A 14,086-nucleotide genomic window follows, 5' to 3' on the forward strand; every position below is an offset into this window, starting at 1 on the left:
TCACTTCTTCCCGTCCTCCGGGGGCAGAGCGAGCAGCGCCAGGGCGTCGGTCACCGGATTGTCAACGGTGGACGACGCGGGCGCCGCCGCCGTGCCGTCCGCACGGGTGCCGGCGTCGGCGTCACTGTCGGCGTCGTTGTGGTTGTCGCTGTCGTTGTCGGCGTCGTCGTCGTTGTCGGCGTCGTTGTCGGCGTCGTCGTCGTTGTCGGCGTCGTCGTCGTTGTCGGCGTCGTCGTCGTTGTCGGCGTCGTCGTTGTCGGCGTCGTCGACCGGGCCCGGGTGCACCGGGGGGACCACCGCCGGAGCCGATTCTTCCTTCCCGGCGACGGGACCGGAGGCCGGGGTCGGTTCGGAGCCGGCCGACGGAAGCGGGCCGGCCGACGGAAGCGGGCTGGTCGGCGCGGCGGTACCGGCGAGCAGAGCCCCGAGCACGTCCGCGCCGGTCGCGCCGCTGCGCTGCTGGGGACCGGTCTCCTCGTGCACCACCGGCGGCTTCACCGGGGCCGCGGCCTTCGCCGGCTTCGGCCGGGCCACCGGCCGGCCCAGCTCGAAGTAGTGCTCGATCAGCTGGGTGGCGAGCTCGCCGACCGGGAGTGCGCGCTCCGGGGTCATCGGCTCGGTCTCCGGCGTCTCGTCGTCGTCGGTGCCGAGGCCGAGGCGTTCCTCCAGCAGCAGCACCGCCAGAATCCGGGACAGGTCAGAGCGGATCTGGTTACGGGTCTCCGGGTCGAGCAGCGCGCCGCCGGGGGCGTCGTCGAGGCGCGACAGCACCATCTTGCCTGCCGCGATCGACATCCGGACCCGGGCCGCGATGGTGTACTCCTCGGCCTGTTCCAGTGCCTGCGCGGTCACGGCCTCCCACCAGCGGTCCCGGGCCGGAGCGCGCCCGGGGCCGATCAGCCCGGCGAACTGCCGGGTCAGGCTGGTCACCTCGAGGCGTCCGACGGCCGTGGCGTCACCCACCGGCCCGGCGTCATCCTGGACGGCAGCTCGGTTCCGGTCGGCGGCGTTCACGGGTTCGGTCACGGGTGTGGGCTCCTCCTGGGCGTCGGGTTCGACGGCCTCACCGTAGGGGGTATGCCCACCGAAGGCGTTCCCGGCCAGGGTCTCCGGCTCGATCACCGTTGAACTGGGCTCCTCCTCGATCGTCTCCAGAACGGTTCGCTTCACGACCACCGTTGCGGCAGGCTCCTCGACCTCCGCCAGAACGGGCCCATCCTCGACGTCCGTCGGCTCAGGCTCCTCCTCGTTCACCGGCACGGCGGGGCCGTCGAAGAAGCCGGCGAACTCCGGCCGCGCTCCCAGCACCATGACCGCCGCGGCGGGCAGCCGGCCGATGAAGCCGGCCGGCACGTCCACCGCCAGGTGCGCGCCCCGGGCACCGTGCAGCGCCACGGTCACGTCGAAGGCGAAGTACACGTACTCCTGGGTCTTTTCGAAGTTCCGCTCCAGCACGTTCCGGGAGTCGCTGGCGAACGCCGCCGAGGTCTCGGTGTCGGTGCCGAGGCCCAGTTCGCCCTCATCGGCGCGGTGCTGCTCGTGGTGGTGCTCACCGGCGAGCGCGTCGACGCGGAAGTGCAGGCCCCTCGAGGACTCCCGCTCGTGCTCCACGTCCGTGGCCGTCTGCACGTAGTTGCGGCCCTTGATCTCGGCCTCGGTCAGCCGCACCGCGCGGTTGACCCGCAGGCCGATCGTCACGTCGCCCTTGGCCAGCGGAACCGTGTGCGTGTGCGCCAGCATCTTCATCGCCCGCGCCCGCAGGCTGGTGCTGCCGGTCGCCTCGGCCAGCACCGCCCCACGACCGGTGGCCAGCTCGTAGCCGCGCGGCCCGGCGGCCGGATCCAGCGACAGGTGCTCGGGTTTCACGGTGACCAGCGGCGCGTAGGCGGCGATCACCAGGTCGGCGGGCAGCGCCACCGGCTGGACCACCTCCGCCACCCCGGCGCTGACCGGGTCGGCGGCGATGTCCTGTGCCCGGGCGTCCTGGCCCGGGCGCGGGGTGCGGCCCGGGATCACCAGGCTCTGCCCCGGCGCGGGCGTCTCCTGCCGGGTCACGTGCTCGGGCACGATCAGCGTGGCCGAGCCGTTGGTGTGGGCCGGGTCGGTCGTCCACAGCGACCGCCCGGCGTACCAGTACCGGGCAGCGGCCAGCCGCAGCGCGTCGTCACCGGCCAGGGCGCTCATCATCCCGGCGACCCCCAGGAACGAGCCGCGGGCCAGCGACAGCAGGTGCCGGATGCCGGCAGGCAGCTCCAGCGTGCCGACGGCCTCCATCCGGAACCGCAGGGGGTGCCGGAACTCGTAGGAGCGGTCACGCATCGTGGCCCGGGAGATCGCCTTGGCGTCGACCTTCTCGGCGCTCTGCTCACCGCGGCCCCAGCTGCCCCCGGCCTCGACCGTGCCGCCGCCGAGCCAGCTCGGCGCGAACCCGGCCGCGTAGGCGATACCGCCGAAACCTGCGGTGCTGCGCTCGGTCTCCTTCTCGGTGGTGCCGTCGAGGGCCTGGGTCCGGACCATCAGCTTGACGTCCGGCCGGCGGCGCACCTCGTCGGCCGGCAGCGGCTCCGCGCTGACCCGCACCCCGACGTACTCGACGCTGCCGAGGGCCCGGGGCACCGGGATCCAGGCCACCACGCCGGTTCCGAGCAGCAGCAGGTGCTGGCGGTTCAGGTTCTCCTCGGAGAACCGGGCGCGCAGGATCTGCATCTGAGGGCTGGCCGTGCGCTCCTCGTGCTTGCCGAGCACCCCCTTGCCCTTGAGCAGACCGACCACGCCGGGCAGGACGCCGGCGGCCTCCATCGCCTCGGAGTAGGAGGACCCCAGCGCCAGGTTCGCGTCGAGGTACGTGCGATCGGTGACCAGTGCGGCGCCGAGGTCCGGCGGGTCGCTGCGCAGCGGGCCGCCCCTCATGTCCTCGGCCTCCTCAGCCGCGGCCGGCCGGGGCAGCTCCAGCCGCTCCGCGAGCCGGTCCGGCACCACCAGGTCCAGGGCCCGCTCGACGTGCAGATACCGGGTCTGCCCGCCGCGCACCCGGTGCCCGCCGTCCTGCGACCGGGTGATGCTGACGCCGAACACCAGGCCGGCGTTGTAGGAGTGCATCAGGCCGGAGTAGGTCGCCCGCACCACGTCGGCGCCGCCGGCCCGGTCCTCGTTGTCGTTCGCCCACTTCTTCATCGCGTGACCCTCGACCTGGAGCTTGACCGCGTCGGTGCCGCGGCGCGACTCCTCCTCGATCAGCTCGCCCGAGTCCCCGCCCACGCTGGGCGTGTGCTTGGTCCGGATCCGCGGGCCGACCGCGACGCCGCCGGCGACGTGCCAGCCGTCCGACCGGCCGCGACCGACCCGGGTGATCGCGGCGGCGTAGTGCTCCAGCTCGACGTCGTCGGAGCTGCGCTCGTGCTCCAGGTGCACCGGCCGGGCGAAGATCCGCAGGGTCCAGGACCTCCCGTCGGCCTCCGGCAGGGCGATACTCACGCCGTCCTCGGAGACATAGGCGCCGAGCTGGGCCTCGATCGAGGTGGAGCGGGCGGCGTCGAGGATCTCCTCGGGCAGGTCCCACAGCTCGCGCGGCTGCGGCTGTCCGGTCGCGTACGCCCACTCGCGGCCGATGAACATGGCCAGTTCCGGCATCGCGACGAGCTTTCCGAACACCCCGGGGGCGGCCGGGGCCAGGCTGGTCACCAGCCCGGCGGGCGGCGCCACCAGGAGCTCGGCGGTGCGGCCGACGTCCATCAGCCGGCCCAGCGGCACCCGCGCGTGCGGCTGGTGCGGCTCCGGCACGGCGACCCGGCCGGTCACGTCGTCGCCGGTGACGAAGCCCCGGAACAGCGACTCGTCCACCCGCGCGGCCTTGTCCGGCGTGTACACCCGCACGGCGACCCGGAAGCCCATCGCCTTGACGATTTCCGCGACGACGCCCTCGGTCTCGGTGCGCCGGTACCCCTTCGCCCCGGTGCTGATGCCGGTCTTGCGCACGCGGTCACGCCCGCCCGCGATCAAGATCCGGCCCAGTTCCAGCCCGGCCTTCTTCGGGCCGAGCCGGGCCCGGCCGTCGATGCCGACCTCGGTGCTGTCGGAGTCGTCGCGCTCGGCCGTGGCCACGGAGTCCGAGGTGACCCGGGAGTTGACGATCAGCTCGTACTCGTCCACGCCAAGGGTGGGACCGAACTCGCCCGTGACCATCACCTCGATCCGCTGTCGGCCGAACCCGGTGCGGTAGACCACGCCGGTCAGCGTCTGCACCAGGTCGGCCTGGAGCGCGGGCACCCCGAAGTTCAGGTCCAGCTCACGGTCGATCTGGGCCCACTGGGCCGAGCCGAGCAGCCGGTCGCCGAGCCGGTTGATCAGGGCGTCGCGCACGCTGTTCAGCACGGCCTCGGCGCCGGTCAGCCGGGTGCCGTGGCCCAGGCCGGGTCCGCGGCCGGAGGCCAGCGCGGCAGGCTCGCGTCCGTCAGGGGTGCGCAGCACGCGGTCGGTCGGGAACGGCCCGGCCACCGAGTCGTCCGGGCCCACGACGACCTGGAACCGGGGACGACGCAGGGCGAACTCGTACTCGTCCGCGGTCAGCGAGCCCTCGGCCGGCCGGATCGGGGTGTGGTCGGCGTCGCGCAGTTGTGCACGGCCGTGCCCGGCCAGCTCCAGAGCCAGCCGCCAGACCGCCGAGTTCTTCTGCGTGATACCGGTTTCCAGCCGCCGCACCACGACCGGTTCGTGCAGGGTGGCGGCCAGCACGCGCAGCTCGTCGAGCGTGCGCACACCGCGCCGCCCCACCGCCGGCTGCCATCCGGCCGCGGCCTCCTGGCCGGAGCGGACCCGGTCGAGGGCCCGGATCAGGCCGTCGTGCTCGGCCGGCCGGAGCGGGACCACCGGCCGCGAACCCGCCGGGACCTGGTACGCGGGCACCACCGAGACCTGCTCGCCGAGCAGAGCCCGCTCGAAACCGGCCATCTGCGGCACCGGGACGGCGACCTCGGCCATCGCCTCGACGAGGAGCGGCGGCATCTTCGACCCCACGCCCTGCGGCCCGGTGAACTCCACGGTGATCCGGGTCAGGGCCCGGTAGCGGGCCATCTGGACCTTGCGCGACAGCGTCGCCTTCGGCATCACCTGGAGCTCGGTGCCGAGGTGGTGCGAGCGGGTCAGGTTGATCGTGAAACCGCCGTGCAGGTAACCCTTCCCACTCAGGTTACCGGCTTCGATGCCGCCCGCCTGGGCACCGTACGACTGCTTGAAGCCGCTACGGAACGACTCGCCCCGCTGCGCCGACCGGCTGACCCCGCTGTCGTCGCGCACGGTGCCCACGGCGAAGCCCTCCAGCTCCAGCCGGAGCAGTTCCAGGGTGACCCGGGGGTGCACCGAGAAGCCGCGGCCACCGGTACGTCTCGCCGAGATCAGGTCGCCGGCCAGACCGCTGCTCAGTAACCACGGCGAGCGGTTGGTCAGGGCCATCTCGCCCAGCGTGGCCGCCAGGGTCGCGTCCATGACCGGCGCCGTCTGCCCCGCCGGGAGACCCGCCTTCAGCAGGCTCTGGGCGATGCCGGTGGCCAGCGGCTCGGTCTGCACCGCGGTGATCACCGCGTGGAACTGCCCGATCCGGGCCGCCCGCGCGGCCTGGACCCGGTGTTCCGGCGGGGCCGGCGGACCCTCGGGCCGCACACCCGCGGCCAGGGGATCACGCAGGGACGACGACGGCAGGGTCGCCGTGATCAGCCGGTCCAGCCGGTTCGTCGAGGACACCACCGGCTGCCCGTCGACGAAGACCCGGAAGTGCACGTCGGCCGCGAACTCCGGCTCGGCGGAGTCCAGGAGCTTGCGCCCGGCCACGGTCATCGTCCTGCGGGTGTGGCGGGTGCCCGAGGAGGTGGACGGCGAGAAGCGCGGGGCCCCCACCATCACGGTCCGCACCGGTTCCGAGGCGGCCAGGCCGAACAGGATGTTCACCAGGACGTCGACGTGCCGGGTGGTGTCGGCCTGGTTCATCCGGCCGGCCGAGGAGCCGCCGAAGCTCACGTGATAGGTGCGCCCGCTCCCCGGGACCTCCGGGATCTCGGCCCAGCCGGACGGGATCGGGCGCAGCCAGACCAGGTGGCCGCCGACCTCGAACGAGACGCCCTTCTGGAGGATCTCGGTCCAGCGGTCGATGTCGGTGTCCGGGGCGGCCAGCAGGGTGGCCGGGTCCGAGGCCTTCAGCGCGGCGGCCAGGTGCTTCACCGCGGTGTCGCGCACCACGGCGAGCCTGGCGGCGGCCTTGGCCGCCCCCAGGCCCTGCACCACGGCCCCGAAGTCCACGCCCTCCAGCGCCCGGGTCGCCATCGCGGTGGCGACGGTGTCGGTGGTGGGCAGGTCGGCCGAGTAGACCGCGAGATTGCCGAGCACGCCGTAGTCGGTGTACCAGGGCGCGCGCCGGGGCGCCTCCACCGCGGCCGGCTCACCCCCGAGCACGGTCCGGATGCCGTAGGTGCGGTCCAGCTCCAGGGCCAGCGCGGTCGGCGCGCCGTCGAGCAGCAGGTGCAGGTTCGCCCGTCGCTCCGGTGCCAGCTGGTCGACGAGAAGCCGCACCGCGTCCAGGGTTCCGGCGTCCTGACCGGACCCCGCGACGGCGACCACCAGCTGGTTCGGCAGCGGCCGGGGCAGCTTCACCGGGTCCTGCCCGGCCGGGGTCAGGCTCAGCACCTCACCGTCGCCGCGCACCACCCAGTCGCCACCGGCGATGCCCTCGAACCGGGCGATCCGTACGCCGGTGCCGGGCCGGCGCGCCGCCAGGAACGTGTCCAGGGCCTGCCGGCCTGGCCGGGACCCGTCGTCGATCAGCGTGGCCCACGACTCGGGCAACGGCCCGCTCAGGCGCTGCTCGAACGAGGCGAGGTCTCCCGCCCCGGGCCCGGACTCCAGGATCTGTGCCTGCTGCCGCGCGGACGGCTCGAACACCCGGTCCGCCGCCTGCTTCGCGCTCTTCCAGCGCTCCAGGGCCGCCGTGGTCACCTTCAGCTGGTCCGCGTGACGCGCGTCCAGCCCGGCCGCCTCGGCCCGGAGCCGGCCGATCTCCTCCTCACGTGGATCAGCGTCGAGGTCGGTGCGGGTGAGCTGCTTTTCGTCGTCCCCCTTTTCGCCCTTCTCGGTCTCGGCCGCGCCGATCACCCCGACCACGCCGGCGTGCTCCGCGATCAGCAGGTCGATCCGGTGCTGGACGGCGAGCCGGGCCTGGACCAGGTCGTGCAGCTCGGTCAGCCGGGCCCGCAGCTCGGCGTGCTCGGCCGAGGGCTGCGCCGCCCCCTCCGGCAGGACGATCGGGGCGTGCCCCTCGGGCAGCCGGATCTCCGGCAGCAGCGAGACCGGGACCCGGATGCGGGCACCGGACGGGACCTCCACGTGGAAGGTCTCGCGCTCCGTCCTCACGATGTAGCGCAGGTCGTAGACCAGCACCGCGTGCTCGTCGCGGTAGCCGATCTTCTCACCGCCGTAAGCACTTCCGCCGAGCTGATCGCCGACGTACTTGGTCGACTGCACCCCCGGCAGCGGCAGCGACGGCGTGGCCGTGGCCTCGACCGCGCTGATCACCGGGACCCCGGCCGAGCCGGCGCCGAGCGTGCGGGTGCGGATGTCGCGCTCGTCCGACTCCGTGGCGGGTGGCGGCTCCAGCACCTCCGAGGCCGAGCCGCTGACGAAAGTATCCGCCTCACCGACGGTTCCGAGCACCCGCGGGTTGCGCATCACGGCCTGCACGGTGACCCCGCGCAGCACCTCGGTCGGCTTCTCCACCACGCTGCGCAGCAGGCTGTGGACGCTCGCCACCGAGGTCATGTCGGCGACCCGCAGGTCGGCGGCGAACCGGTCGGCCACCTGACCTCCGACGGTCGAGTACACCGCCTGGCGCAGGGCCCGGCGCAGCGCCTCGCGGCCCTCCACCGGCTCCGGCGCGGCCAGCAGGTGCGGCCACGGGGCGGCCCCGGCGGCAGCCGGGTCCGGCGGCACCCCGACGCCGGGCGGCGGGGTCTTGGTCAGCTTGCGCGGGCCGGAAGCGGGCACCTTGCGCACGCTCACCGGACCGGCCTGGACGCTCGCCGCGGTCATTCCCTGGGCATCGAAATGCCTCCGCAAGGTCACGTTCTCGGCAACGACGCCGAACTGGCGGCGCTCCCCGTCGTCCACCATGTCGAGCACCAGCTCGAAGTCGCCGCGCATCGAGGCGACGGCCCGCACACCCGTGGTGGTGTGCTTCACCGACCGGGAGAACCCGGCCGCGCCCATCGTCGAGCGCTCCCGCACCGACGAGGAGCTGAAGGTGCCGGAGACCGCACCGGCGTGCAGTCCGGCGCCCTGACCGGCCTGGGTGCCGGCGAACTGGCTGTTGCCGCCCTCCGACCCGGGCGAGATGGTGATCTGCGGGCCGACATTCACCTCGGTGTTCCAGCGGCCGAGGTGGCTGGAACCGTCCATCGCGGCGTTGTCGACCTCGGTGGTGATCGAGCCCGGCGCCAGGTCCAGGCCCTCGATCAGCACGTCGGTGCGCGGCACGAACCGCAGCGTGACCCGGCCGATCCGCACGTCGGAGCGGCTGTTCTCGGGAAGCACGTCGGTGGGCACGCCGTCGAGCAGCGTGGTGCCGTGCCGGTCCGGGTCGCGCAGCAGTGCCTCGACCCGTTCCCGGTTGTGCGCCCGGTCCGGGCCGGACTCCGGGAACAGCCGGGCGCGCAGACCGGACGGCAGGGTGAGCAGGAAGGCCCGGAACATCTGCCCGGCCCGGTCCGCCTCGAAGCCCTCGACCTGCGTGGTCACCGCCTGGCCGAGCGCGAAACCGCGGTCGGCGTCCCGGTTCCCGGCCAGGAACAGGGCATCGCCCAGCGGCAGCGGCCCGCCCCGCACCACCGACGGCGCGATCAGCCCGGCCAGCGACGGATCGGTGATCGGCACCGCGGTCAGCAGCCCGGCGAGCTGCTGCTCGGCCGCCTGGGCGCGCGGTTCCCGGCCTCGCGGGCGCACCGCGAACGGCACCGGCAGCCGCTGCACGTCGGCCTCGAACGCGAGGGTGTGCCGGATCAGCGCCGACACGGTGTGCCCGGCCTCCAGCTCCAGCGTCGAGGTGACGTAGCCGAACACCGAGTGGTAGGCGGTGCGGCGCCAGCGGTAGGAGGTGCGGCCCTGCGCGGTGCTCTGGAGCGTGGACTGGATGTCTTCCGGGCGGATCTGGCCGAACAGCCCGGTGAAGGCGAACGGGCCGTGGTCGAACCGGCGCTCCCCCAGGGCCATCGTGCCGTCCTTGACCTTGAGCAGACGGCCCAGATCGGCCACCAACTCGACGATCTCACTGCCCAGGCTGGTGACCCTGGTCTTCACCGACAGCCCGGCGATGCTCATCGCCAGGCCACCGGCCGCGGTGATGCCGGGCAGGGTGTGCCGGCCGAACGTGGCGTTGATCTGGTCGGCCCAGGCCTCCAGCACGTGTGGCTTGCCGGCCCGGCTCATCATCCGCCGGACCAGGCGCAGCAGCACCTCGGTGTCGCGCAGGTAGAGCAGGGTCTGCGAGCCCGGCACCGGGCCGGTGTGACCGGTCGGCAGGCTCGGCGCGGTGCTGCCGAGCGCACGGGTGAGCAGCTCGTGCACCCGGGCCTGGGCCGGGGCCTTGACCGCGAACCCGGTGTTGGCCAGGATCTCTCGCCGGTCCGGGTGACCGCCCAGCCGCTCCCTGACGTCGGCCAGCAGGGGCAGCGCCCGGCGCCGCACCAGCCGCACCGACACCTCGTAGGTGACCACGGCGGAGGCGGCGTCGGCCGCGTGCAGCGAGACCGGGGCCTGCACGACGGTGTGCGTGGTGGTGGTGCTCTGGGTGCGGTGCCACGACAGCGTCCAGCCGATTCCGGCGCTCGGGCCGAGGGCCCGCCCGGCCGCATGGCCCATCAGGGTGAAGCCGTTGAAGTGGGAGATGCCGCGCTGCACGGTGTCGGTGACGGAGCCGGAGACCCGCGCACCCTCCAGCTCGGTCAGCCAGTCCCGCAGCCGGCTCAGCCGCGGCCGGACCTCGACCACGGCCTCCCGGGTGCGGTGCCGCCACTGCGAGGGGCCACGCACGGTGAAGGTGGTGCCGTGGCGCAGCGCGGCGGCACCGAGCTGGCTGCGGATCAGGTTGTGGTTGGCCGGGTCCCGCAGGATCGCGGTGCCGCCGATCGTGCCGAGGGCCCGGGTCACGTCGTCGACCAGATGGGCTGAGAGCGCGGGCAGCACCGCGGCACCGGCCAGCGGGGACCAGCTGTCCGGGCCGAGCAGCTCGAACGCGTCGCCCGGGGCCGGCAGCGCCCTGGGCACGCCGGGCACGGTCAGGCGGGTGACGGGCAGATCGCCGAGCGGCAGGCCCAGCCGGCGGGCCTCGCCGAGCGGGATGCTGACCAGGCCGACGGCGGAGGGGAGCTCCTCGCGCCGGTCTCCGGTGAGGCTGTCGGCCCAGCGCTTCCGGGCCGGGTCCCAGACCTTGTCGCGGACCGCGAACCGGGCCAGGTAGATGACCGTGTCGCCGTGGGTGGTGTGGGTCTCCTCCACGCCGTGCTGGAGGTCGAAGGTGGTGGAACGGCCGTGTTCCCAGGTGCCGGACAGCATGATCTCGCCGGAGGCGAAGTTCAGCACCGGCACCCCGGCGACCGCGGTGAAGGTGCCGGCCAGGGTGAGGCCACGGGCCCGGGCATCGGTGTAACGGGCCGACGACGTGAGGTCGGTCCGCAGCCTCAGGTCGGTGTCTTCGAGCAGGCCGATCGGGCGCAGCGCCTCGATCGTGGCCGAGGTCAGGTACCGGGTGCTGAGGCCGGAACGCAGGCCGAGCCAGCGCTTCGGGCCGGTCACCGCGGCCGAGGCCACGCCCACGCCGGAGCGCGCCGCGTTGCCCAGTGAGCCGGCCGTGGTCAGGGCGTCGATGCTCGGTCCGGCCTGGTCCTGCTCGCCGAGCCGGCCGACGGCCGCGCGCCGGGCCCGGGCCAGGCCCGCGATGCCGACGACGCCCTCGATCCGGGCCTGGGCCGGGGCCGGGGCCCAGCCCAGGCCCGGATGGGCGGTCAGCGGGGAGGCCAGGGCCATCCGCTGGTCCGCGGTGAGGGTGACCGCCTCGCCGTGGATCGGCCGGACCGGCTCGGAGGTGATCACCACCGGGTGCTCGCGGGTGACCTGGGCGACCTGCTCCCCCGGGGTGCCGTCGGCCGCCTTGCGGTGCACGGTCAGGGTCACCACCAGGAACTGCTGCTCGGTCGGCGCGACCGCGCCGTCGTGCTGGGTCTCGGTGGCGCTGGTGGAGATCATCGTCAGGCCGTTGTCGGCGCCGGTCCGGCGCCAGGGCTGGGCCTGCACACTCGGCACCAGGGTCAGGCCGAAGGCCGGGACCGGCACGGTGACCTGGGCCGGCACCCGCTCGGTGGTGGAACCGCCCTGGTAGCGCAGCAGCATGCTGTTCTCGGTGGCGGTGTGCACCCGGCTGTGCGGCCCGGCCTTCGGTTCCCCGGCCGGTGAACGCCGCACCGACGCACGCACATTCATCACGTGCTTCTCGCCGGCGTCCTGCCAGGTCCCCTCGTCCACGGTGATGTCGCGCAGCGAGTAGATCAGCGTGGTCTGAAGGCCCTTGGGCAGGGCCGGCTCGTCCAGCCCGGCCTCCTCGTGCACCGCCTTCAGGTGGTCCACGGCCAGCTCCGGTTCGAGCAGCTTCTCCAGCACCCGGGACTCCTGGTGCTGGTCGAGGAAGGTCTGAAGGTCGGCCGGCTCGATCAGCAACGGCTCCGCCGGGCCGGGAACCGGTGCGTGGAACGCCTCCCGGCTGCGGGCCAGGGCCAGGTCGAGCCGCAGGTACGCGGCGTAGTCGAAGGTGATGTCGTCCGGTTCCAGCAGGCCCGGGCGGCCGATCGTGACATTCACCGGCGGGTGCCCGGAATCGGCCTGCTGGCCGGAGAACTCGAAGCACAGCCGGATCGCCTCGGTGTCCGGCAGACCCGGCGCGGTGAGCACGGTCTCGGTCTCGGAGAACGTGCGGCCGCTGTCCCGGACCCGGGCCGGGTCGGCGGCGACGACCAGCGGATGATCGGTGGGAAGCCCGCCCACCCAGCCGTCGCGGGCGTCGTCCACCATCGGCAGCAACCGCGCCGACCGGCCGAGGCGGTCCAGCTCGTCGCGCACCGCGCGCACCAGCCCGGCGTGCGAGGCCGTCAGGTCGTAGACGTCCAGCCAGTGCGCCGCTCCGGCGGTGATCAGCCCGCGGTCCCCCGCGAGCACCAGCTCGTAGAGGGTGCGCAGGTTGCGCAGGGTCGGGGGCACGTCGAGCTCGTCGCCCATCAGCGAGGGACCGGCGTCCAGCATGCCCGGCTGGAAGTAGGCCGGCCGCTCGGCGGTTCCCTCGCCCGCGTGCATCCGCCGCCAGGCGTAGCGCAGCGGGTCCGCGTCGTAGCGGTGCGCCGGGTAGTGGTCGAGCAGCCCGAGCCGGTGCGACGCCTCGTGCGAGAGAGCCATCGGGACGGTCTCGACGAAGACCCGGTCGGAGTTCTCGTGCCCGTTCCCCGCGGCGACCCACATCACCAGGCCACCGACGGGAACGACCGGCCCGGTGGTGATCTCGGCGTTCACCCGGATGAAGACGGTGCGGCCACCGGCCGCGAAACCGGCGTTGTCGTTCCAGGTGGCCCGCAGGCCCCCGGCCATCCGGCCGGCCACCTCCACGAGTTGCTCGGCGCTGACCCCGTTCTCGGCGACCAGATGCAGGCGGGGCCGTAGCTCGACGAGCCGCACCTCGCCGTCCTCGAGGTCGATGATCCTGGCCTGGTAACGGAAGTCGAGCACCTTCGCGGCCAGCGTGCGCTCCGTCGCCGCCGTGCGCAGCACCTCGGCCAGGGCGTTCGGGCCGAGGGCGAGCAGCTGCTCGTTCAGGTAGCCGAGCAGGAGCTCGTCCCGACCGCTGCGGCGGAACGCCGGCTCGGCGGCCACGGCCTGGCGGGAGGCGATGACGTTCGCCAGGGCGCGCAGGGTCGGGCGCACGGTGCGGTCGACCGGCCGGACGCCGTCCAGGTACGGCTGGATCGCCGCCGGGTCCGGGCCGACGGTGCGCCGGGCGGCCAGCTCGCCGAGCAGGGTGGCGATCGGGTCCGGGTCTCCGGCCGCGGCCATCCGGCCGAGCACGGTCCGCCCCCAGTCCCGCAGGGTCTGCGGGGCCTGGGCCGACAGCTGCCCGGGCGGCAGCAGCCCGTCCCGGTAGCCGGCCTGCTCGATCATCCGGATCAGGGTGGACTTGGCGGCGCCGTGCAGAGCACCGGTGCCGGCCAGCACCCCGGCGATCTCTCCCGCCGGGAGCAGCTCGACCACGTGCCGGTCGACGTACCCGGCCGACTGACCGCTGACCGGCACGATCGTGCCCCTCCCCGGATCGGCGAGTGCCGCGTCGTACGAGTCCTTCCAGGCCGCCCCGGCCTGGGCCACGGCCTCCCGGGCCGACAGGTCGGTGCCGGGCGTCGGCTGCGGGGCCTTCAGCGGGCGCCGGTCGTCGTGCAGCACGATCCGGGTCTGCCCGGGCATCAGGTGACGCCACCTGGTCAGCTTGGCGGCGGCGGTCTCCGCGTCGTGCACCTGGGCCGCCGAGACGGTGGCCCGGGTGGCGTGCGCGGGCAGCGCCTGGGCCACGGCACCGACCGAGCGGATGTCGGAGAGCACCCGCCCGGCGCCGGTGCGCAGCACGTGCACGGTGGCGTGGACGCCCTCGATCGGCTGCCCGTCCAGGGTGTGGATCTCCCCGTCGTCCCGCACCCGGCTGATCACCGTGTCCGGCAGGTCCGGCGACTCGAGCTCGGCCTCCCAGCCCGGCGACGGGAACAGCATCTGCCCCAGCCGGCCGACCAGCGCCTGGCCGACCCGCTCGGCTCCGGCCGGCGGACTGATCACGGGCAGGGCGGTGCCCGGCAGCGGATGAGCCCGCAGCCAGCCGCGGTACACGTCGGTGTCGGTGATCGGCCGCACCTGGGCGCGGAAACCGTTGACGTCGCTGAGATCCACCTGGTCCGGGGCGAAGATCAGGTCGGTCCCGAACTCCTCGACCAGGGCGGCGGCGAACTCGGCCGGGACGTTGCCCAGCACC

The 14,086-nt window shown here is 74.0% G+C and carries 1 protein-coding gene (only partly in view); it reads right to left on the reverse strand.

Annotated features, from left to right (window positions below; all coding sequences use genetic code 11):
• Positions 1–14,086 carry the end of a pentapeptide repeat-containing protein gene (locus KIH74_RS32055; RefSeq protein ID WP_214160161.1) on the reverse strand. 38,084 nt of this gene lie beyond the right edge of the window, so the window shows 14,086 of its 52,170 coding nt (coding positions 38,085–52,170); the start codon falls outside the window, past its right edge; it ends in the stop codon at positions 1–3.

This window comes from Kineosporia corallincola (genome assembly GCF_018499875.1).
GTDB lineage: Bacteria > Actinomycetota > Actinomycetes > Actinomycetales > Kineosporiaceae > Kineosporia > Kineosporia corallincola.